We start from the raw sequence: 21,710 nt of genomic DNA on the forward strand, positions 1-21,710 counted from the left end.
AAACAGAAGTTTTATCTTTATTTATAAAGTTTATTTTGTAACGAATCCAATTTTGTTTCGTCTTATAGATATTGTATGTCTTTTTTTAATCCCAATCGACTATGTTTCTGTACTTTAGGTTATTGTCTAGTAGTTTTGTTTTTGCTTTAAACGCCCTTAGAACCAATAAGTTGAGGGCTGTTTTATCTCTTTTAGGAGTAACTGTAGGTATTTTCTCCATTATTGCTGTGCTTTCAGCGGTAGATTCTTTGGAAAAGAATATTAAAGAGCAGCTAAGTAGCTTTGATTCCAATATGATTTATTTGTTTGATTCTTCCTTTGGACCAAGCGATGTACCTAGTTGGAAGCAAGAGCAATTTCCCGATGTTACCTATGAGGAGTATGAGTATTTAAAAAGAACCGTAAATGCTGCTCAATATATGAGCTTCGTTCTTTTTACAAATCGTGAAAATATCATGTACAATGGAAATTATGCCAATTCCATTACTATACAAACTGCTATGGTGGATACCCAGTTTTTAGACAATATAAAGATTGATCAAGGCAGATTCTTTACAGAAGCGGAGGACAATAGTGGAAGCTTTGTAGTGGTATTAGGCCATGAGGTGGCAGAAAGTCTTTTTAAAGGAGTAGATCCAATTGGGAAGAAGGTAAGGATATACGCCAGAAATTTCACGGTGATTGGGGTAATGGAAAAGCAAGGTGCTAGTAGTGTAAATATAGGAGGGAATATGGATGAGAAAGCCTATATTCCAACCAACACTTTGCGTATGCTCTATGGGGATAATAGTACCATGACTAAGCCTGTTATTGTAACTAAACCTTTTGATTCTTATGATATGAATTCCTTTGAAGATGAATTAAGAGGTAAGTTAAGACTCTTTAGAGGGTTGAAGACAGACGACTTGGATAACTTTTTTATCAATATTTTCGGTGGGCTAATGGACTTTATAGATAACATTATTTCCCAAATGAATGTAGTAGGGTGGATTGTAAGTGGATTTTCCTTACTTGTAGGAGGCTTTGGAATTGCCAATATTATGTTTGTGTCTGTAAAAGAAAGAACACATTTAATTGGAGTTCAAAAAGCCATAGGTGCTAAAAACCACTTTATTTTAATTCAGTTCTTATTCGAGGCAATTATACTTGCTTTGATTGGTGGTTTAGTTGGTGTTTTCTTTGTGTGGATTATTGCTTTAGTGGTTAGTGCTACAACAGATTTTCATTATATTCTAAGCTTCTATAATATAATAGTAGGATTGGGAATCTCCATGATTATTGGAACCTTATCTGGTTATTTCCCAGCTAGAAGTGCTGCGCATTTAGATCCAGTGGAAGCTATTCGCTCTGGTATATAATCCCTTGAAGTAAGAAATAGAAGTATAAAAAAAAAGCACCTTTTTAAAAGGTGCTTTTTTTTATTATCTCATTGGTCTATTTAAAACTAAGTCTAAATATTGATTTACTTGATTTTTTAAGTTTTTACGGTGAACGATAAAATCTAAAAATCCATGTTCTAATAAGAACTCAGAAGTTTGGAAACCTTCTGGTAAATCTTTACCTGTTGTATCTTTAACAATTCTAGGCCCAGCAAATCCGATTAACGCTCCAGGTTCAGCAATATTAATGTCTCCTAACATTGCAAAAGAAGCAGAAATACCTCCTGTTGTTGGATCCGTACATAATGAAATGTAAGGAATCTTAGCATCGCTTAGTTGAGCAAGCTTTGCAGATGTTTTAGCCATTTGCATTAATGAGAAACCTGCTTCCATCATTCGCGCTCCACCTGATTTTGAAATCATCATAAATGGAATTTTATGCTTTAATGAATAATCTATTCCTCTAGCAATTTTTTCTCCTACCACAGATCCCATAGAACCACCGATAAAAGCAAAATCCATTGCTGCAACTACTAATTTTTCTCCTTTTGATTCTCCCACAGCAACTCTAACAGCATCTTTCAATTGTGTTTTAGTTGTTGCTTCTTTCAAACGATCTACATATTTTTTGGTATCCTCAAACTTTAAAATGTCTTTTGAAGAAAGGCTTTTGGCTATTTCCTTGTAGTCGTTATCGTCAAAAAGAATTTCGAAATATTCTTTACTACCAATGCGAACGTGATAATCATCCTCTGGAGATACCCAAAGGTTGTCTGCTAGTTCATCAGAATCAATAATTTTTCCAGTTGGAGATTTATACCAAAGTCCTTTTGGAACATCTTTTTTGTTTTCTGTTGGTGTTTGAATTCCTTTTTCTTTCCTTTTAAACCAAGCCATAAAATGATTGTTTTGTTTATATTAAGTTTGAAAGCAAGGAGTCTATAACGTATTCACGTTATTTAGATCTTTAAAAGCTTGTTCTAAACGTGCAATTAAAGTCAATTCTCCTTGTCTAACCCAAGTTCTAGGGTCATAATATTTCTTATTAGGAATATCATCTCCTTCTGGGTTACCTATTTGAGTGTTTAAATAGTCTATTTTTTGAATCATGTAATCTCTTACTCCTTCTGTGTAAGCAAACTGAGTATCTGTATCAATATTCATTTTAATTACACCATATTCGATAGATTCTTGGATTTCAGCTTGAGAAGAACCAGAACCACCGTGGAATACGAAATCAATTGGATTATGTCCTAAGTTAAATTTCTCTGACACATAATCTTGTGAATTACGTAAAATAATAGGAGTTAATTTCACATTACCTGGCTTGTAAACCCCGTGAACGTTTCCAAATGCAGCAGCGATCGTAAAACGATTACTCACTTTAGATAGTTCCTCGTAAGCATAAGCAACTTCTTTTGGTTGTGTATAAAGACGAGAGCTATCCACATTTGTGTTATCTACTCCATCTTCTTCTCCTCCTGTAATACCTAATTCTATTTCTAAAGTCATTCCTAATTTATCCATACGCTCTAGGTAGGATTTAGAAATAGCAATATTTTCCTCTAATGATTCCTCAGAAAGGTCAATCATATGAGAACTAAATAAAGGTTTACCATACATCTTCATGTGCTCTTCTCCAGCCTCTAAAAGTCCATCAATCCAAGGAAGAAGGTTTTTAGCAGCATGGTCAGTATGTAAAATAACCGTTACCCCATAAGCTTCTGCTAAGGCGTGAACATGTTTAGCACCAGCAATAGCACCAGCAATTGCTGCTTTTTGGTTTTCATTAGAAAGCCCTTTTCCAGCTATAAACGAAGCTCCACCATTAGAGAATTGAATAAAAACAGGAGCATTTAATTTTGCAGCAGTTTCCATTACCGCATTAATCGTACTAGAACTAGTTACGTTTACTGCTGGCAAAGCGAAACCTTTTTGTTTTGCATATTTAAAAATTTCTTGCACTTGATCTCCAAATGCAACTCCTGGTTTAATATTATGTGCCATGTGTTGTGTGTTAAAAAGTTTTGACAAAAATAGTAATTATTATTTGATTAAAAGGGATAATTAATCCCAACATTTATCACAGACTCTTTAAAGTTAAATTCCTGAAACCATTTTCTTTGGGTTTCTATCGAAGGATTAAAGGTCTTGAATCCCATATCTAAACGAAATACAAAGAAACTAAAATCATAACGAATACCAAAACCTGTGGCTACAGCAATGTCTTTAAAAGACGAGACGCCATTAAAGGTGTAGTTCTTGTCTTTTATCTCGTCAAATATATTCCAAATATTAGAAGCATCCATAAAAAATGCTCCATTCCAGCTTCCTGTTATATTAAAGCGGTATTCTGCAGAAAACAAAAGCTTCATGTTGGCTTCATTGAAATCATTGATACCTCCGCTTCTTCCTGGGCCCAGACGGTAGGATTGCCATCCTCTGTTATCATTAGAACCTCCTCCAAAGTAACTTCTTGTAAAAGGGATGGAATTAGAGTTGCCATATGGTATTGCTAGACCTGCAAATCCTCGAATAGCTAGTACTTTTTTTCTACCTAAGTCCCAGTATTTTACGAAGTCTAGTTCCGTTTTTAGATATTGAGAAAACTCTACATCAAAGAGTGTCTTATGGCCTGTAGGTCCTTTTTTGTCCTTGGAGCTAGTTAATAGGTCTAATAAAGTACCGGCAGATTCCACCTTTGCCCTAAGGGTATAGAAGTTGTTGTCGTTGATACTTGTTTTTGTGCTTCGTGTAAATAAAATACTAGAAGCAAAAATTAGATTGTTTTCCGATAAACGCACTTTTCTCTCGTGTATTCCCCTTACTATTCCATAGTCTTGTGGAGTCAAATCTAAAGGATTATCACTTTGTAAAGCTAGGTCTATAAAATCATTTGTAGCATTGTTTTGTATATCTAAGTCTCCTTGGTCATTAAAATAATCCTCAGGTAATTGGTCTTTATAATCCTGTGCTATAGTACTTAATCGTCTATACGAAGATTTATATACACTAAAGTAGTTACCTGGATTGGTATTTCTAACATATTGGGCATTTACCAGATCTAAACTAAACGAATTATTTCGAGTAGGAGTCCATCTATAATTGATAATAGCTGTGAAGTTATCCTTGTCTAACCCAATGTTTCTTTGCTTAGAAATACCAAATGCTGTAGTGGTGGTTGGAAGCATCGTTTTTGGGATAATTCCATCGGTTTTAATAGGAAAGAATAGTCTAGGAAAGGTTAATTTAACGTCTGCTCCGTATTCGGTTACATTAAAAAACACATTATTTGGGTTACTCATTTGTCTAGAGGAGCCAATATTTCCTTTAATAGCAAATTCTAATATTTCCGCGCCTTTGAAAACATTCCTAAAAAGTAAACCTACCCCTCCAGCAATACCAAAATCTTGTATATTCGAGTGAGTGATATCCAAAGAAGGACTAAAGGTCTTTCTCTTTCTAGAGGTTAAGTAAATATTGGTAATTAAGGAAGATCCTGTTGAGTCTCTTTTATCCTCGGTGTATTCAATAACAGGATAATTAAAAACCCTTAGGTTACTAATTGCTCTACTGGTTAAAATACGTTTAGAATCACTGAATAAACTTCCCTTGGTGATAAATATAGCATCTGTAATTGCCTTTGGCTTGTATTGTAATTTAGTTGAACTAAAGATATGGAAGTCTTTATATTGTATACTATCTAGAAAGTAGGCTTGGTTTTTACTACTGTGATCGGTATAGATATTGACATCACTAATAGTATAAATTTTAAAAGGCTCTTGGATAAGCTCATCTTCCATCTTTACCGTTCTTGGTTCTACAATAAGGTGGATGTTTGCTTTTTGTTTTACCCCTAAAACCGTGTCTACTTCATAACGAATATTGAGTTCTTGGAAATAATAAGCCCCATTGTTTCTAAAATCTGTGGTAATTCTTGTGCGTTCTTGATCAAAGTTTTTGATATCAAAAACCGTATTGCTTTTAATAAAGCTTTTTGCTTTATTTTTTTCGAATATTTCTTTTAGAGCTTCTGTAGAAAAATCAGAGCTTAATGTATCGATGTAATAAGGTAGTCCAGTTTCTACGGTATAAATTGCTTTTACCTTTTTAGGCCCTATAGTATCTACTTTAGTGGTAACATTGGTATCAAAGTAACCTTTATTGAAATAGAAGTTTTTTAGGCGTACAATAGATTTCTCTGTACGTAGAGTATCGTAAATAGCGGGAGCTTCACCTGTGGTGATTAAAAAATTATTGAATCCTGAGATAATAAAAGATTCCCCTAAGCGCTCTACTTGTTTTTGGGACAATAGGGCGGTTAAGTTTTTATTGGTCTTTGGATGGTCTTTTAACCAAATGTGATAAAGGGAGTCTGCATTTTGTTTTGCTAGGTTATACATTTGCAAACGCAGTCGCACTCCTAGAAAAGGAATGGAACTATTGGGTGGTTGATAAAGAAGTTCACTAATTTCTTCTTTATTGTTTTTCTTATTGTTTTCAATAATGGTATTTTCCATAAGTAGCATGCTTCCATCTGGAACTCTTTTGGTTAAGGAGCAGGAAAAAAAACTTATGCTAGTTAATAGAATTAATACTATTTTTGTTAAAAATTTACTCAAGGCCGTTTGTGTCTATAATCGTTCAAAAATACATTTTTTATGGTTACCAAAAACCAAATAAAGTTAATTAAAAGTTTACATCAAAAAAAGTACCGAAAAATCCATGGTTTATTTATAGCCGAGGGAATCAAGGTAATTCAAGAGTTGCTTAATTCCAGTATTGCTTTGGAACATTTATATGTGAGCGAACCAATTGATTTTAATGTAGCCTCTGATCAGTGTACCCTTGTAAAGCAGAGTGATATGCACAAGATGTCTGCTTTATCGGCTCCTAGTAATGCTTTAGGAGTTTTTTATATACCGCAGTCTAAGCAAGTAGATTATAAGGATTTGGTGGTGGCTTTGGATGATGTACGAGATCCAGGAAATTTAGGGACTATTATTCGCCTTTGTGATTGGTTTGGTATTTCTCATATAATATGTAGTAGTTCTACTGTGGATATGTTTAATCCTAAAGTAGTGCAATCTACCATGGGATCTTTATCAAGGGTTAACTTAGTGTATGGAGATTTGAAACAGATGATTCAACAAAGTCCTAACCCTTCTATAGTATATGGTACTTTTATGGATGGGGCTAACATTTACAAGACCCCTTTGAAAAAGGATGGTATTCTTATTTTTGGAAACGAAGCAAATGGTATATCACCAGAACTTGAGGCGGTAGTTAGTCAAAAAATAAGTATTCCTCGCTTTGGAGATTTACAGCAAACAGAGAGTTTAAATGTTGCCATGGCAACTTCTATTGTTCTAAGTGAGTTCAGACGAAATCTATAAAAAGGAGTGTAATCAATATAAAATAAAAACGCAAAATAGGATCTATTTTGCGTTTTTTATATCTTTTAATGAAAGGTGAAGTTAATAAAGACACCTCTTGATTTCATGGAGGTAATACCCGATGTCCATGGACTATTGGAGTTGTTATCCGGAATCAATTCATTATCTAAACCAAATACTCCCCTAATGGAAGGAGAAAATTTAAAGTATTGAAAGTAAATATCAATACCTGCTCCTAGTTCATAATTAAAGGTCCACTTCTTCATTCTCCAAACTCCTTCATAGTTATCTTCCTGGGAAGTACTATTGCTACTTAAATTTAAGTCAGTAGAGAATCCTCCTAAAATATACGGACGTATGTTTCCAGTTCTTTTAGCAGAAAACTTTAAAAGTAAAGGTAAATGAATATATGTACTACCAACTTCTTTGGTAGAGGCCATATCTATTTCTCTACTAGTAGGATTTGGGTTGTTATATTGTTTATCAAAATAATGGTAAAAGATAGCCTTTGGATAGTGTAGGGTTCTTTTAGTATAATATAAACCTGGTTCAAAACGAAGGTCTAAATACTCCATTAACCGCAAGTTCCCAATAAGTCCAACGTTAAAGCCTATAGCAGAAGTTACTTGAATTTCACTATAATCTCTAGGAGTTTGTTCTTTATAGGTATCTTGGTATTGTTTTAATTGCTCATAGTAATTCTGATCATAATTAATTTTATAATTATAGGAGTTAAACCCTAAGTAGTATCCCCAATGTACGCGTTGTTTATCCCAATCCTGCTTGTTTAAAATAGGATTTCTAGAGAATAACCCTTGTGAAAAGCTTGGGATAGTAGCAAATAGAACTACTATAATGCAAATAAATTTTCTCATATTATTTTGACGATCTATAAATGGTAGCAACACCCATAGTTTGAGGGAAGTGTTGTACATCTTTAAACCCAACTTTGGTTAAAATATTGTTCAATTCTACACCAAAAGGGAAGTTTTTAGCCGAATCAGACAAATATTCATAAGCTTGTTTATCTTTTGAAAATAATTTCCCCATTAAAGGTAGGAAAGTTTGTGTGTATAGGAAGTAACCTTGTTTAAAAGGAAACTTAGTAGGTACAGATGTTTCTAAAATAACAAAAACACCTCCTGGTTTTAATACTCTTAAAATTTCACCTAAACCTTTTTCTAGATTTTCAAAGTTTCTAATTCCAAAACCAACTGTGATTGCATCAAAGCTATTGTCCTGGAAAGGTAAGTTTTCTGAATCTCCTTGAATCATTTTTATTTTTGATTCTAGGTTTAATGCTTTTACTTTTTGTTTTCCAACCTCTAACATACCAGCTGAAAGATCAAGACCTGTAATACTTAAAGCATCCGATTTGGATAAAAGTATAGCCAAATCTCCCGTACCAGTGGCAATGTCTAAAATGTTGACAGGGTTAGATTGGCTAACCATTTTTAATACTTTCTTTCTCCAACCTTGGTCTGTTCCTAAAGAAATCATTCTATTTAAATTGTCGTAGTTCCCTGAAATGTTATCAAACATTTGTTCAACTTGCTTTTTTTTGCCTAAATCTGATTCTTTATATGGAGTTATGTTTTTTGACATTGCTTATTAATTTTTGAGCAAATATAATTATTTAAAGCCAATAAGTAAGTTTACTTAAAGGGTTAATTCCTTTATTTATTACTTAAATAGCTAGCTTTGTTGGTAAAAAAAAGTCCCAAGTGTTTTTTACTTGGGACTTTATATCTTAGATATACATATTGTAATATTCTTTTTGGGCAAATTCTATAATTTCTCCTTGCTTAAAACCTAACTTTTGGTAAAGCTTCATAGCTTGGGGATTATCTAAATCTACAATTAACCCTACTTTTTGATGACCGTTTGCCTTGGCATGATCCACAATAAAGTTTAAAAGCTTTGCACCAATTCCTTGACCTTGGGCCATTACACTTACAGCTACAGTGTCAATGTAAAATTGATCTTCCCCTGTTTCTGCCTCAGGTACGTAGTCATTGTTATATTTTTGTTTCATATGCTCTAAAACTGGTTGTCTTAAAGCTTCAAACTTTGCACCATCATAACCTGTAATACAACCTAAAACTTCTTGGTCTTGATTTACAGCAACAAAAGTATTTTCATAACTATATAAATTGTTCTTTTCTTTGAAAAGTACAGTCAAGAATTGTATAGCCTCTTCGATATCTTGTTTTTCAATGAAAGTAAAAACGATTTCCTCCATTGCCTGAAGCATTAATTCAGGGACAATATCATAATCTTCTTTACATGCTGGTCTAATTGTAATATCCATATTGAAGTTATTTTTGTTTTATAACTGGCAAAGGTACAAAGGATTTATATAATTTATTTTGCCTGCGCTTGTTTTTTGGCAAATTCTGCTTTTTTCTCTGCTGCAACTCTGGTCCATATTGGACTTACGTTTTTAATATTAACTGTAGCAGGGTCGAAAATTGGATCTAATCCTTGTCTGAATTGCTTGATATAATCATCCAAAGCAACCATGGCAGGTTTGTATAATAACAAAATAGCAATAAAGTTCAGCCAAGCCATAGCTCCAACACCTATATCTCCGATAGCCCATGCTGTACTTGGTTCATTGATTGCTGCAAAATATACATTGATTAAAATAACAATACGCATGATCCATCTTAGAATAACGTTTTTCTTTTTGCTCAAATAATCAAAGTTTGTCTCTGCAATAAACAAATAGGACATAGTGGTTGTTAAGGCAAAGAAAGTTAATGCAATGGCAATAAATTGAGAAGCAATAGATGGAAATTGAGTTGCTATAGCCCTTACCGTGTAACTAGCACCGGCTTCTACATCTGGTAGGTTATGAACAATATAGTTTCCAGTAGCATCTAAAACATTATACTGGTTGGTAAACAAAATCATAAAGGCTGTTGCAGAACATACAAATAAAGTATCTACATAAACAGAGAATGCTTGTACCAATCCTTGTTTTACAGGGTGAGAAGTTTCCGAAGCAGCCGCAGCATGTGGTCCAGTTCCCTGTCCAGCTTCATTGGAATATATACCTCTTTTTACTCCCCAAGCAATAGCAGCTCCAAAAATACCACTAAAGGCAGCTTCTTGGTTAAAGGCAGAGCGTACAATTAATGCAAATATCTCTGGGATTGCTTGATAATTAATTCCAATAATGGTAAGTGCCATTATAATATAAGCTGTAGCCATGAATGGAACAACAATTTGTGCGATTCTTCCTACGCTTTTTGCTCCTCCAAAAACAGAAATAGCTAAAAAGACACAGATAACAATACCAGTAATCCATTGCGGAACTGCAAAGGCTTCTTGTACACTTATAGAAATACTGTTTGCTTGAATACTTGGTAAAAACAAGGAACAGGATATGATTGTAATAATGGAGAATAATAATGCGAAAGGTTTGTTTTTTAAACCTTGTTCTATATAAAATGCTGGTCCACCACAATATTGACCGTTTTTCTCGGTCTTGTATATTTGGGCTAGGGTTGACTCAATAAAAGAAGATGCACTTCCTAAAAAAGCAATCATCCACATCCAGAAAATTGCACCTGGTCCCCCAGCGGCAATTGCAGTGGCAACACCAACGATATTTCCAACACCAACTCTACCTGCAATAGCAATGGAGAAGGCTTGAAATGGACTAACTCCTTTCTCGGAGGATCCCTCTGTAAAAAGTAGCTTGACCATGGATCGAAAGAAGCGTACTTGTATAAATTTTGTCTTGATTGTAAAAAACAATCCAGCAGCTAAACAAAGGATGATAAAAACGTTAGACCAAATCAGTTCATTGGCGATTTTAATTGCATTTTCCATAATTATTATTTATTCAGGGTAAAAAAGTAAGGATATTCTTTTAAACTACAAATTTTATTTTCAAATTGATGTTTTCATAGTGTTATTTTTGAAAGATTGTTAGGTACTAGAAATGTTGTTTTTTTTTCGCTAAGGTATCTGTAAGTATTTTCAGTTTAGCGTATTTGGGTTTGCTTAAAACAAGATACGTTTTGTAAATGTAATTGAAAAGCACAAAAAAAAGACATTTGTCCTAAATCAATATTTATAATAAGACTTATTAAAAATAAGTAAATTTGAGCTGTTTATTGGAATTATGCAATTTTATGGCATTATAGTTTAGCCCTATCTAAAAGGATGGTTTGATTGGCTGTTTTTTGGTAAAAATGGACCGACAAATTTGGTGAAATCTCTTTTTAAACGAATAATATTCTTTTTTAAAACCAATGTGGGTTTTAAGTAGTCTAAGACAAGGGAAGAATGGGGCAAAATACTTTACTATAGCTTTGTAGAAGAAGTGTCTTTAAAGGCCTTTAAAAGGCAATAAAAAAAGCCAATCTATTATAGATTGGCTTTCCTATGTTATTAGAATCGGATGCTGAATAATCCTTCTTCTTTATTTTCGATGTTTTCGAAACGTTCTGTACATTCTTGGATCATTTTTAAAGCTGCTGCTTTATCTCCGAATCCATTTGTTGTAACTTCTTTTTTCTCTAAGTCTTTGTATACTTTAAAGAAGTGTTCGATTTCTTCTTTTAAGTGCTCATTTACGTCACAAATATCATTTAATTTGTTCATAATTGGATCAGATACTGGAACACAAATGATTTTTTCATCTTGTCCTTTATCATCTGACATATAGAAGATACCTACTGGTTTAACCTCTACTACTAATCCTGGTAAAGAAGGTTCAGTAAATAAAACTAAAACATCTAATGGATCTCCATCTAAAGCTAAAGTTTCTGGGATAAAGCCGTAATCTGCAGGATATCTCATGTTAGAGTATAACATTCTGTCGAATCTTAATCTCTTTAAATCAAAATCATACTCGTACTTGTTTCTGCTTCCTGCTGGTATTTCAACAAAAGCGTCAAAAGTTTCAAATTTACTCATATTCTTAATTTTTAATCTCTTTTCTAAATTGGTTGCAAAAATACTCTAAATAGTGATTTAGAACAAGTTTTAATAACGATTTTAAAAATAAAGTGCAAAAGAACCTTTCACAACGAAATTGCGGGAGTCAGGCATGTCTTTGTAGTTTCCTTTCCAAGAGAGATCAATTCTAATGATTTTAAAAATATTGGCAACAGCTACATAGTATTCATAATAGGTGTCTGTAGGTGCTTTATATACCAAATTAGAAGCATTAATGTCTATGTTGTTTTGTGAAATCTTTCCATGTATAGCTCTAATTCCAATAATCTCTCTTAAGTTTAAATCGCGTAATACAGGAACTCTAGAGAAAAGACGTCCGTTGAAATTATGCTCTAAATGAAGAGAAGTATATTGGTCGGTAACAAAATCATAGTAGTCTAAGTTAGAGAAAGTATTCTCTATTAAGAACCAAGATTGGTTACCTGGAACTACACTTAATAGTCCAAGAGGTACAGTCCCAAATGTTTTACCAATTTCAAAAGTAGGGGTAAGGGTTCCAAAACCTCCTAAAATAATTGGTTTTCTAGCATAGAACTGCAGTTTTTCATAAGCAAAGTCACTTTTGAATACACCTTTAAAGCCTTGGCTGTATTTTAAAAATAAGCGTAAATATCTTGAGTCTAGATCAGTTCTATCTACACCAAAGCCTATAGGGCTTCTTCCAGGGGTATAATCTACTTCAAAACCAAGTTCGGATTGTCTGGTTTCATTGGAAATAATATTATCGGCCTTATTGACATAATAATCTAAATTAAACTCCGGCCCAGCAGGTTTTAAGGTTCTATAGGTAAAGATTGTTTGGAATTTTAAATTTTTCCAAGGTTCAATCTCTAGCCCTAATGTACTCAAGTTAATGGAGGTTAGTTTGGTATTGTCTCCACTACTAAATAAGGAGCTAGAAGCAAAGCTTCGACCTAGTACATCGGATGTTTCCGTTAAACTAACCCCTATTTGTTCAATATCTCTTCGATTACCTCCGTGGAGTATTAATCGATTGTTCTTATTAAGTAAAAAACGCCCACTTATACCATATTTAACCTGATGGTCTTTAAAACCATAAGCAGTATATCCCTCTAATCTCCAAGGGTCATTTTGTCCAAAGTAAGTTCTTGCTCCGAGTCTTAATCGCAGCCCTTCAATGTCATTATAGCCAATAGTGGAGAAAATAGGTCCGTAGGATATCTTGCCTCTATTGTAGTAGTTACTGACTATGGTTTCCGTTATATTAAATAACATTTTAAATTTTGGAACCGTCTTTAATGTATCTAGCATTTGATAAACTCCAACCTCGTCTTTACTTAGAGGTTCAAAGCGGTAAGTACTCCAGAACTCTTCATCCCTTTGATACATGTCCGGGTCGAAGTGGTTTACTTTTTCTACGTAAAAGTCTCCTGGATGAGGTATATTAAAACGATGGTTTTGGTATAAAGTAGTTCGTTTACCATACATTCCTTTAGAGGTTTCTTTCTTAGATAAGGCAAAATCACTCATAAAGTGATCTCTTGTCAATAGAAAGACAGAGTCATTTACTACATCAAACTCTTGTTCAATATAAATCTCTTTTACCCAGTTAATATTGGCATCTCTACTTGCCTCCATATTAATCTTTTTAATAGCAAAAGTAGTGTCGTTCACCCAAAAGTCTCCTTTAAAGGTTAACTCTCCTTTACGTCTAGGGTAGTATATGATATTGTAGCACCATTTATCATCTATATAGGTACTATCGGCTAATATATAGTTGTAAACATTAATTCCTGTTCTTGATAAGGGGCTAACAAAATCTTTGTCAAAAATCTTAATGTAGTTGTCATAGATATTGTATTGGGCATATAAGTCCTTTACAAAGGCAATAATACTTTGGTTGTTGTCAAAACCAGAGTTCTTATTTCCAAGGGATTTTTCTATTTTTCTACCACTAGTATTATCTCCATATACAAAGGCTACACTCTCATTGATAAAGATGGGAAGGTAGGTTTTCCCTGTCACTTTAGAAGTATCAAGTTGCTGGAAAATAAACTCCATTCCCTTGAAAATCTTTTTACTTTGGTAAGCGCTATCTATACTATTTAAGTCAAATTCTACTTTTTCGTACTTATCTAATTCGTATTGGTCAAACATATAAAGACCATTTTTGCGCTTGCGCTCCCAAATCTTACGTAAGATATCTAAGGCTGGGTTGTCTTTTTTGGAGGTTTTCCCTGCGAATATCTTTACCTCTTCTAGTAAGTTATCGGTTGTTAGAACAATTTCTAGATCTAAATTTACTTTGTTTTTTAGTTCTATTTCTAGGGTTTGGTAGCCTAAAAAGGAAATAACCAAAATAGGATGGTTCTTAGGAGATTCTAGATAGAATTTAGCATTTTCATTGGCAATTACCCCTTCTGTTGAATTTTTAAAGTAAACCGATGCAAATGGAACTTCATTATTTTGGTCATCGATAATTTTACCACTAACTTTTGTTTGAGCTAGAAGTAAAAATGGGCACAGTAGAAAGTAAAATATAAATATTAGCTGGTTTCTCATAATAGAATATAACGCATAAAAAAACTCCATCTTAACACAAATTAAGATGGAGTTACCAAATATAGTTTATTTTTTACTTATAAAGAACTTTATTCATTATTTATAAAGAACTTTTTTCACTGCTTTAACTACGTCATTAGCGTTAGGTAACCACTCTTGTAAAAGTAGTGGAGAATAAGGCGCAGGCGTATCTGCAGTAGTGATTCTTTGAATAGGTGCATCTAAGTGATCAAATGCTCTTTCTTGTACTTGGTAAGAGATTTCAGAAGAAATACTACCAAATGGCCAAGCTTCTTCTAAAATAACTAGACGATTTGTTTTCTCAACTGATTTTATTACTGTATCAAAGTCAAGTGGACGAACTGTACGAAGGTCAATAACCTCACATTCGATTCCTTCTTTAGCTAGTTCATCTGCAGCTTTGTAAGCCTCTTTGATGATTTTTCCAAAAGATACAATGGTAACATCTTTACCTTCTCTTTTGATATCAGCAACTCCAATTGGAAGTACGTAATCTCCTTCAGGAACTTCTCCTTTATCCCCGTACATTTGTTCTGACTCCATGAAAATAACTGGATCGTTATCACGGATTGCAGCTTTTAATAATCCTTTTGCATCATAAACGTTAGAAGGAACAATTACTTTTAACCCAGGTACGTTTGCATACCAGTTTTCAAATGCTTGTGAGTGTGTTGCTCCTAATTGTCCTGCAGATGCTGTAGGTCCACGGAAAACAATTGGAATGTTAAACTGTCCTCCAGACATTTGACGCATTTTAGCTGCGTTATTTATAATTTGGTCGATTCCTACTAAAGAGAAGTTGAAAGTCATAAATTCAACAATAGGACGGTTACCATTCATAGCGGAACCAACACCAATACCTGCAAATCCAAGCTCTGCAATTGGAGCATCGATTACACGCTTAGGACCGAATTCGTCCAACATACCTTTTGAGGCTTTGTAAGCACCATTGTACTCAGCTACTTCTTCACCTATTAAATATATTGATTCGTCGCGACGCATTTCTTCGCTCATGGCTTCACATATGGCCTCTCTAAATTGAATCGTTCTCATAATGTTATCTATTAGTCGTAATTAATTTACTCAAAAGCAAAAGTATAAAAAAATATTATAAAACACTTATTTAGTTGTGCCTTTTATGATTTTTAAAGCATTAGCCCTATTTAGCTAGGACTTAAAGCAAAACTATTGCCTAAGGGTGAGATTAACCAAGGTGATATTTGCTATACAAATGGTATTAGACCTTTTTTTTAACAAATCAGATGGGTTTGTAGGAAATACACCAAGGCTGACCAGTAAATATATTTGGTGATTTTACATGTATAATACAAGAGAGATTTGGGGTAAATCTATGGAAATGGGGTGTTTTTTGTTTTTTTTATTTGTGTAAAGTAGAGAGTTTGCAACTGTTTTTTTACCGATTAAATCCCTGTGCTTTAGCAGAGGTAAATGAAATGCACTTATAAAACAAGGCTTATATTTTTAGAAGTAGTTTGATTTTTGTATGCATGCATAGTAAAATATCGGAAAATATTCTTATTTTCGTCACTCTGAGAATAACAAAAATCAAAAAACTATAAATAATGAAAATACTAGTTTGCATCAGCCATGTGCCTGATACTACATCGAAAATTAACTTTGTTAATGGCGATACTGAATTTGATACAACTGGAGTTCAGTTTGTAATTAACCCAAACGATGAATATGCTTTAACCAAAGCAATTAAATTAAAAGAAGCTCATGGAGCCAGTGTTACTGTAGTAAACGTAGGAGATGCTTCTACCGAACCAACTATTCGTAAAGCACTAGCTATCGGAGCAGATCAAGGTATTCGTATTAACGAAAAACCTATCGATAGTTTTTCTGTTGCTAACGCTATTGCAAAAGTAGCTAAAGAAGGAGAGTACGACTTAATTCTTTGTGGAAAAGAGTCTTTAGATTATAATGGTGGAATGGTACCAGGAATGGTAGCAGCTTTACTAGGTTATGAGTTTATCAACTCTTGTGAAGGTTTACAAATCCAAGATCAAAGTGTAACTGCTATTAGACAAATTGATGGAGGAACAGAAACTATTTCTGCAAAACTACCTTTAGTAATTGGTGGACAAAAAGGATTAGTAGAAGAGAAGGATTTAATCATCCCTAATATGCGTGGAATTATGACTGCACGCTCTAAAGCTTTAAACGTTGTTGAAGCTACTGCGGATGAATTAGCAACTCAAACAGTGAAGTTTGACAAACCAGCTCCTAAAGGTGCTTGTAAAATGATTTCTCCAGATAATGTTCAGGAATTAATCGATTTACTTCACAATGAAGCTAAAGTAATCTAGTGCCAATTTTAATTTTAAAACTACAATTATGTCTATTTTAATATATGCTGAGTCAGCAGAAGGAAAATTTAAGAAAGTTGCATTAGAGTTAGCCTCTTATGCAAAAAAAGTTGCAGAATCATTATCAACAACTGTTGTTGCAGTTACCATTAACCAAGAGGACGTAAGTGAATTGGGTAAATATGGAGTAGATAAAGTGATTAATATCAACGCACAAGGATTATCTACTTTTAATGCTAAGGCTTATGCTAAAGCAATTCAAACAGTAGCACAAGAGCAATCAAGTCAATTAGTAGTACTTTCAAGTAGTACAGATAGTTTATATTTAGCTCCTTTATTGGCTGTGGATTTAAAAGCTGGTTTAGCTACCAATGTAGTTGCTTTACCAATTAGCACTTCTCCTTTTGTAGTAAAAAGAAATGCGTTTTCTAATAAAGCTTTTAACGAAACACAAATCAATACAGCTGTTAAAGTTATTTGTTTAGCTAAAAACTCTTTTGGTTTAATCGAGACTCCTGTAGATTCTACAGTAGAGCAAGTAGACCTAGCAGTAGATGCAGCTAATTTTGGTTTAAAGGTAGAGAAAACAGAAAAAGTTTCTGGAGTAGTAACTATTGCAGATGCTGATATAGTTGTATCAGGAGGAAGAGGATTAAAAGGACCAGAGAACTGGAAAATGATTGAAGATCTAGCAGATGTGTTAGGAGCAGCTTTAGCTTGTTCAAAACCAGTTTCTGACTTAGGATGGAGAGATCACGAAGAGCACGTTGGACAAACTGGAAAACCAGTTTCTGCTAACTTATATATCGCTGTGGGTATCTCTGGAGCTATTCAACATATTGCAGGGGTAAACTCCTCTAAGGTGAAAGTTGCAATTAACACAGATCCAGAAGCACCATTTTTTAAAGTGGCTGACTACGGAATCGTTGGAGATGCTTTCCAAGTAGTACCAGAACTTGTGGAAAAACTAAAACAGTTTAAGGCAAACAATCAATAAAGACCAACTCATTTGGCCTTATAAAGGTTGCAAATACTGCCTAAAGTGAAAATAAAGTTACGGGCAAGTAAAACGAAGTTTTTTTTATACCTTTGTTTTACTTGCCTTTTTTTATATTGAGAATACTAAAGATATGAGTTTAATAAAGTTAATGGTCAAAGGAATTTCCTATAGCCATACCCAAAATGGAGCATATGCCCTTATTTTAGATGAGGAGAAGGGAAATAGAAAATTACCCATTGTTATTGGAGCTTTTGAGGCCCAAAGTATTGCCATTGCAATAGAACAGGAAATCAAACCACCAAGACCTCTAACTCATGATTTATTCAAAACCTTTGCAGATTGTTTTGACATTGTAATCAAACAAGTCATTATACATAAACTAGTAGATGGAGTGTTTTTCTCTAGTCTTATCTGTGAAAGAGATGGAGTAGAGCAAATTATTGACGCTAGAACTTCAGATGCAATTGCTTTGGCAATTCGCTTTTATGCCCCTATATTTACCTATAAGGACATTATGGATAAAGCAGGTATTGTACTTGAAGTTAGAGAGTTTGAAGAAGACTCCTTTGAGGAAGACCAAGAAGTTAAGGATGGCAATATTGTAGCCCAAGTAGAGCAAATATTAGAGAATCCTTCTTCTGATCAAGCCTATAGTTCTTTTACTTTGGAGCAAATAAATTCTTTATTAGAACAAGCCATTAATAACGAGGACTATGAAAAAGCAGCTTTACTTAGAGATGAGTTAGCTAAGAGAAAATAGATAATTACAAAAGATATAATGAAACAATATAAAGACTTATTACAGCAAATAGTAGACCAAGGTGCAGGGAAAGAAGATAGGACTGGAACTGGAACTATTAGTATGTTTGGACATCAAATGCGTTTTGATTTAAGCCAAGGATTTCCTTTAGTTACTACTAAAAAAGTACACTTAAAGTCTATTATTCATGAATTATTATGGTTTTTAAAAGGAGATACTAACATTGCTTATTTACAGCAAAATGGAGTGAAGATTTGGGATGAATGGGCCGATGAGAATGGAGATTTAGGACCTGTGTATGGTTACCAATGGAGAAATTGGAACGGGGAGGGAATCGACCAAATCAAACAAGCTATTCATACTTTAAAGACCAATCCAACTAGCCGTAGAATTATGGTTACAGCATGGAATCCAAGTGTGATGCCTGATACTACTTTATCCTTTAGTGAAAATGTAGCCAATGGTAAAGCTGCTTTACCTCCATGTCACTCTTTTTTTCAGTTTTATGTAAACGATGGTAAATTATCTTGTCAATTATACCAAAGAAGCGCAGATGTGTTTTTAGGTGTTCCTTTCAATATAGCATCTTATGCTTTATTAACCATGATGGTTGCTCAGGTATGTGATTTAGAATTAGGAGACTTTGTACATACTTTTGGTGATGTGCATATCTACAATAATCATATGGAGCAAGTAAAAACCCAGTTAGAAAGAGAGCCAAAAGCTCTACCTACCATGGTTTTAAATCCAAAGGTGAAAGATATTTTTGATTTTACTTACGAAGACTTTACTCTTGAAGGGTATGATCCCCATCCTGGTATTAAAGCAAAGGTTTCGGTGTAGATAGTTTAATAGAATTAAAATATAAGATATGCAAGACAATCAAGAGTACAAAATGTATGATTATGCTAAGGCTAGAATAAAGCAAAAGAGATTATTGTTATTTCACTTTATACTATTTGCCTTAGGTAGTATTTTAATGTATTGTATTAACAACTTTATACAAGACCCTTTACTTGTTGGAGATTGGTGGATGTGGGCAGTAAGTGTATGGGCTGTTGTTCTGTTAATTCAAGTGGTAAATGTAGTCTTTGTAGAGCGTTTTATGGGTAAGGCTTGGCAGGATAGAGAGATGGAGCGATTAATTGCCTTACAACGTAAGAAAATTGAAGAATTGCGTAAAACGGTGGAAAAAGATTTTCCTTTAGTAAATGTAAAGAGAGACTTAGCGCAAGCCCCAACTACAGAACAAGATACCCTAGAGGATGTTTCTAAAGAGAAGGGAAAAGACGATATTATTTTATAGAAATTGCTTAAAAATGATTATATTAATAGCAGCAATAGGCAAAAATAAAGCCTTAGGTAAAGACAATAAATTACTTTGGCATTTACCAGACGATTTTAAGCATTTTAAAAACCTAACTACGGCTCATCACATTATAATGGGAAGAAAAACCTTTGAATCTTTTAAAGGGCTTTTACCCAATAGAACCCATGTGATTATTACCAGACAAAAGGACTATAAAGCCCCTGAAGGATGTATAGTGGTACATAGCCTAGAGCAAGCCTTAGAGGTTTGTAAAATGCAAGAAAAAGTTTTTGTTATCGGAGGTGGTGAAATTTATACTTTGGCTTTAGAACATGCAGATGTATTAGAGCTAACTCAAGTAGATAATGACTTTGAAGCAGACGCTTTTTTTCCAGAATTTTCTTTAGAACAATGGGAATTAACCAAAGAGGAATTTCACCCAAAGGACGATAAGCACCTTTATGATTTTACATTTTTAACTTACCAAAAAAAATAAGTTATGCGTTATTTAGTTTGTATTATACTTCTGTGGAGTAGCTGGAATAGTTTAGCACAAGATACTTTGAGTACTCGTTTTTCGAATTCAGAGAATATCGGAAAGGACCAAGTATTTATAGCCAAAGATATTTATGATAATACTTTTTTACAGCAGGATAATACATTACTAAAAATTAGTAAATACAATTCATCTAATTATACTAATTCCCAAATGGATTCTTTAACCCAAGTAGACATTACACTAGCTTTGTCTCCTTTGGTATTTTATAAAGAAAACCAAGTGGTTTTTAGTTTAAGCAGAGAATTAGCTCAAGTAAGTCGCATTGATTTTTCAGAGAAATTCCCTAATATGCAAGCCGTTTATGTAGCCAATAGTGCTGCAAGAAGGCTTTGGATTGTAGATGCTAATCACACAGGGGCTATTCGTCAGTATAATACTTCTTCCTACGAGAGACATTTGATATATACTTTAGAATCAGCCGAAAACAAAGATTATTATTCTACCTTAAACCACCTTTTTTGGGTAGATAAAAATAATGTTCTTCATGGTATTGACACCAAAGGAACTGTAGTTTTAGAATATGCTTTACCTTCTTTATACGATAAAATGCAAGTTTTGGATCCCAAAAAGCTATTTTATTTATACCAAGATAATCTCTATTATGTTGATATAGTTAAAGATAAGGTATATCCTATAGCATTACCAGATAAAAGCATTTTAGGGTTCTTTTATAACACCCAAAAATTGAGTATTTTTGTGGGCGAAAAATTAAACAATTACATAATAAAATTACCATAATGCATATAGCTATAGCTGGAAATATTGGAGCAGGGAAAACTACTTTAACTAAAATATTGGCTGACCATTATCAGTGGGAGCCTCATTTTGAAGATGTAGTAGATAATCCCTATTTAGATGATTTCTACCATCATATGGACCGTTGGTCTTTTAATCTGCAGGTGTATTTCTTAAATAGCCGTTTTCGTCAAGTATTGCAAATTAGAGAAAGTGGAAAGCATATTATTCAAGACCGTACCATTTATGAAGATGCACATATATTTGCACCTAATTTGCATGCTATGGGATTGATGAGCCAAAGAGACTATGAGAATTACTCTTCTTTATTTGAGCTTATGCAAGGTCTTGTTAATGGACCAGATTTACTTATTTACCTTAGAAGTTCAGTGCCTAATTTAGTGGATCAAATCCGTCAAAGAGGAAGAGACTATGAGAACTCTATCTCTGCGGAATACTTATCTAAGTTAAACGAACGCTATGAACAATGGATTAAGGGGTATAATAAAGGAAAACTTCTTATTATAGATGTAGATAATCTAGATTTTGTTGGAAAACCAGATGATCTTCAAGATGTACTTAAAAAAGTAGATTTACTTTTAGAGGATATAAAATAAAAATAGAAAAGCCTTTTAGCATGTTGCTAAAAGGCTTTTTTATTTGGGATACCTATCAAAAGTTCGCTTAATACTAAAGATTTTCACTTGTTTTAAACGACTAAGAG

General features: G+C 33.6%; 20 protein-coding genes. 10 read left to right on the top strand and 10 right to left on the bottom strand.

The features are described from left to right. The first annotated feature begins 101 nt into the window (after positions 1-101). Positions 102-1,358: an ABC transporter permease gene (locus ACYSNM_RS01825; protein WP_461755383.1), complete on the top strand. Its 1,257-nt coding sequence runs from the start codon at positions 102-104 to the stop codon at positions 1,356-1,358. 63 nt (positions 1,359-1,421) lie between these two features. Here ACYSNM_RS01825 and accD read toward each other — a convergent pair whose 3' ends face one another. From accD to tamL, 3 genes are read right to left on the bottom strand one after another with little or no spacing between them, the layout of a single operon-like run. Next, positions 1,422-2,276 (bottom strand): acetyl-CoA carboxylase, carboxyltransferase subunit beta, encoded by an 855-nt coding sequence (gene accD, locus ACYSNM_RS01830; protein WP_461754566.1) that lies wholly within the window; start codon positions 2,274-2,276, stop codon positions 1,422-1,424. A gap of 42 nt (positions 2,277-2,318) precedes the next feature. After that, positions 2,319-3,386, bottom strand: a complete 1,068-nt coding sequence (gene fbaA, locus ACYSNM_RS01835; RefSeq protein ID WP_461755384.1) for a class II fructose-bisphosphate aldolase — start codon at positions 3,384-3,386, stop codon at positions 2,319-2,321. 47 nt (positions 3,387-3,433) lie between these two features. Next, positions 3,434-6,001, bottom strand: a complete 2,568-nt coding sequence (gene tamL, locus ACYSNM_RS01840; RefSeq protein ID WP_461755385.1) for a translocation and assembly module lipoprotein TamL — start codon at positions 5,999-6,001, stop codon at positions 3,434-3,436. 39 nt (positions 6,002-6,040) lie between these two features. On the opposite strand from tamL, the gene ACYSNM_RS01845 reads away from it, so the two are divergent. Then, complete coding sequence (locus ACYSNM_RS01845) at positions 6,041-6,775, top strand: TrmH family RNA methyltransferase (protein ID WP_461755386.1); 735 nt, start codon at positions 6,041-6,043, stop codon at positions 6,773-6,775. Between the two features lie 65 nt (positions 6,776-6,840). On the opposite strand, the gene porT is transcribed toward ACYSNM_RS01845, so the two are convergent. From porT to ACYSNM_RS01880, 7 genes are all read right to left on the bottom strand, one after another. Next, the gene (porT, locus tag ACYSNM_RS01850; protein ID WP_461755387.1) at positions 6,841-7,650 is read right to left on the bottom strand and encodes a type IX secretion/gliding motility protein PorT/SprT; all 810 of its coding nucleotides are present in this window, start codon (positions 7,648-7,650) and stop codon (positions 6,841-6,843) included. 1 nt (position 7,651) lies between these two features. Beyond that, complete coding sequence (ubiE, locus tag ACYSNM_RS01855) at positions 7,652-8,380, bottom strand: bifunctional demethylmenaquinone methyltransferase/2-methoxy-6-polyprenyl-1,4-benzoquinol methylase UbiE (RefSeq protein WP_461755388.1); 729 nt, start codon at positions 8,378-8,380, stop codon at positions 7,652-7,654. Positions 8,381-8,525: 145 nt separating this feature from the next. After that, the gene (locus tag ACYSNM_RS01860) at positions 8,526-9,086 is read right to left on the bottom strand and encodes a GNAT family N-acetyltransferase (RefSeq protein ID WP_461755389.1); all 561 of its coding nucleotides are present in this window, start codon (positions 9,084-9,086) and stop codon (positions 8,526-8,528) included. A gap of 53 nt (positions 9,087-9,139) precedes the next feature. Next, a complete protein-coding gene (locus tag ACYSNM_RS01865) occupies positions 9,140-10,615 on the bottom strand; it encodes an alanine/glycine:cation symporter family protein (RefSeq protein ID WP_461755390.1) in 1,476 nt (491 codons plus the stop codon). A 564-nt stretch (positions 10,616-11,179) separates the two neighbouring features. After that, positions 11,180-11,707, bottom strand: a complete 528-nt coding sequence (locus ACYSNM_RS01870; RefSeq protein ID WP_461755391.1) for an inorganic diphosphatase — start codon at positions 11,705-11,707, stop codon at positions 11,180-11,182. 81 nt (positions 11,708-11,788) lie between these two features. Continuing rightward, complete coding sequence (locus tag ACYSNM_RS01875; protein ID WP_461755392.1) at positions 11,789-14,272, bottom strand: DUF5686 and carboxypeptidase-like regulatory domain-containing protein; 2,484 nt, start codon at positions 14,270-14,272, stop codon at positions 11,789-11,791. A 96-nt stretch (positions 14,273-14,368) separates the two neighbouring features. Further along, on the bottom strand, positions 14,369-15,346 hold the full coding sequence (locus ACYSNM_RS01880; protein WP_461754852.1) for a pyruvate dehydrogenase complex E1 component subunit beta: 978 nt from the start codon (positions 15,344-15,346) through the stop codon (positions 14,369-14,371). A gap of 530 nt (positions 15,347-15,876) precedes the next feature. On the opposite strand from ACYSNM_RS01880, the gene ACYSNM_RS01885 reads away from it, so the two are divergent. From ACYSNM_RS01885 to ACYSNM_RS01920, 8 genes are all read left to right on the top strand, one after another. Next, a complete protein-coding gene (locus ACYSNM_RS01885) occupies positions 15,877-16,623 on the top strand; it encodes an electron transfer flavoprotein subunit beta/FixA family protein (RefSeq protein ID WP_461755393.1) in 747 nt (248 codons plus the stop codon). A 28-nt stretch (positions 16,624-16,651) separates the two neighbouring features. Then, positions 16,652-17,620: an electron transfer flavoprotein subunit alpha/FixB family protein gene (locus ACYSNM_RS01890; protein ID WP_461755394.1), complete on the top strand. Its 969-nt coding sequence runs from the start codon at positions 16,652-16,654 to the stop codon at positions 17,618-17,620. A gap of 133 nt (positions 17,621-17,753) precedes the next feature. Next, positions 17,754-18,383, top strand: a complete 630-nt coding sequence (locus ACYSNM_RS01895; RefSeq protein WP_461755395.1) for a bifunctional nuclease family protein — start codon at positions 17,754-17,756, stop codon at positions 18,381-18,383. 18 nt (positions 18,384-18,401) lie between these two features. Beyond that, positions 18,402-19,226: a thymidylate synthase gene (locus tag ACYSNM_RS01900; protein WP_461755396.1), complete on the top strand. Its 825-nt coding sequence runs from the start codon at positions 18,402-18,404 to the stop codon at positions 19,224-19,226. A 28-nt stretch (positions 19,227-19,254) separates the two neighbouring features. Then, positions 19,255-19,689 (top strand): 2TM domain-containing protein, encoded by a 435-nt coding sequence (locus tag ACYSNM_RS01905; protein ID WP_461755397.1) that lies wholly within the window; start codon positions 19,255-19,257, stop codon positions 19,687-19,689. Between the two features lie 13 nt (positions 19,690-19,702). Continuing rightward, positions 19,703-20,188: a dihydrofolate reductase gene (locus ACYSNM_RS01910; RefSeq protein ID WP_461755398.1), complete on the top strand. Its 486-nt coding sequence runs from the start codon at positions 19,703-19,705 to the stop codon at positions 20,186-20,188. Positions 20,189-20,191: 3 nt separating this feature from the next. Beyond that, complete coding sequence (locus ACYSNM_RS01915; RefSeq protein ID WP_461755399.1) at positions 20,192-20,989, top strand: hypothetical protein; 798 nt, start codon at positions 20,192-20,194, stop codon at positions 20,987-20,989. Then, complete coding sequence (locus ACYSNM_RS01920; RefSeq protein WP_461755400.1) at positions 20,989-21,603, top strand: deoxynucleoside kinase; 615 nt, start codon at positions 20,989-20,991, stop codon at positions 21,601-21,603. The genes ACYSNM_RS01915 and ACYSNM_RS01920 overlap by 1 nt, the downstream gene beginning before the upstream one ends. Positions 21,604-21,710: the final 107 nt, after the last annotated feature.

The organism is Myroides sp. LJL116, assembly GCF_054871685.1.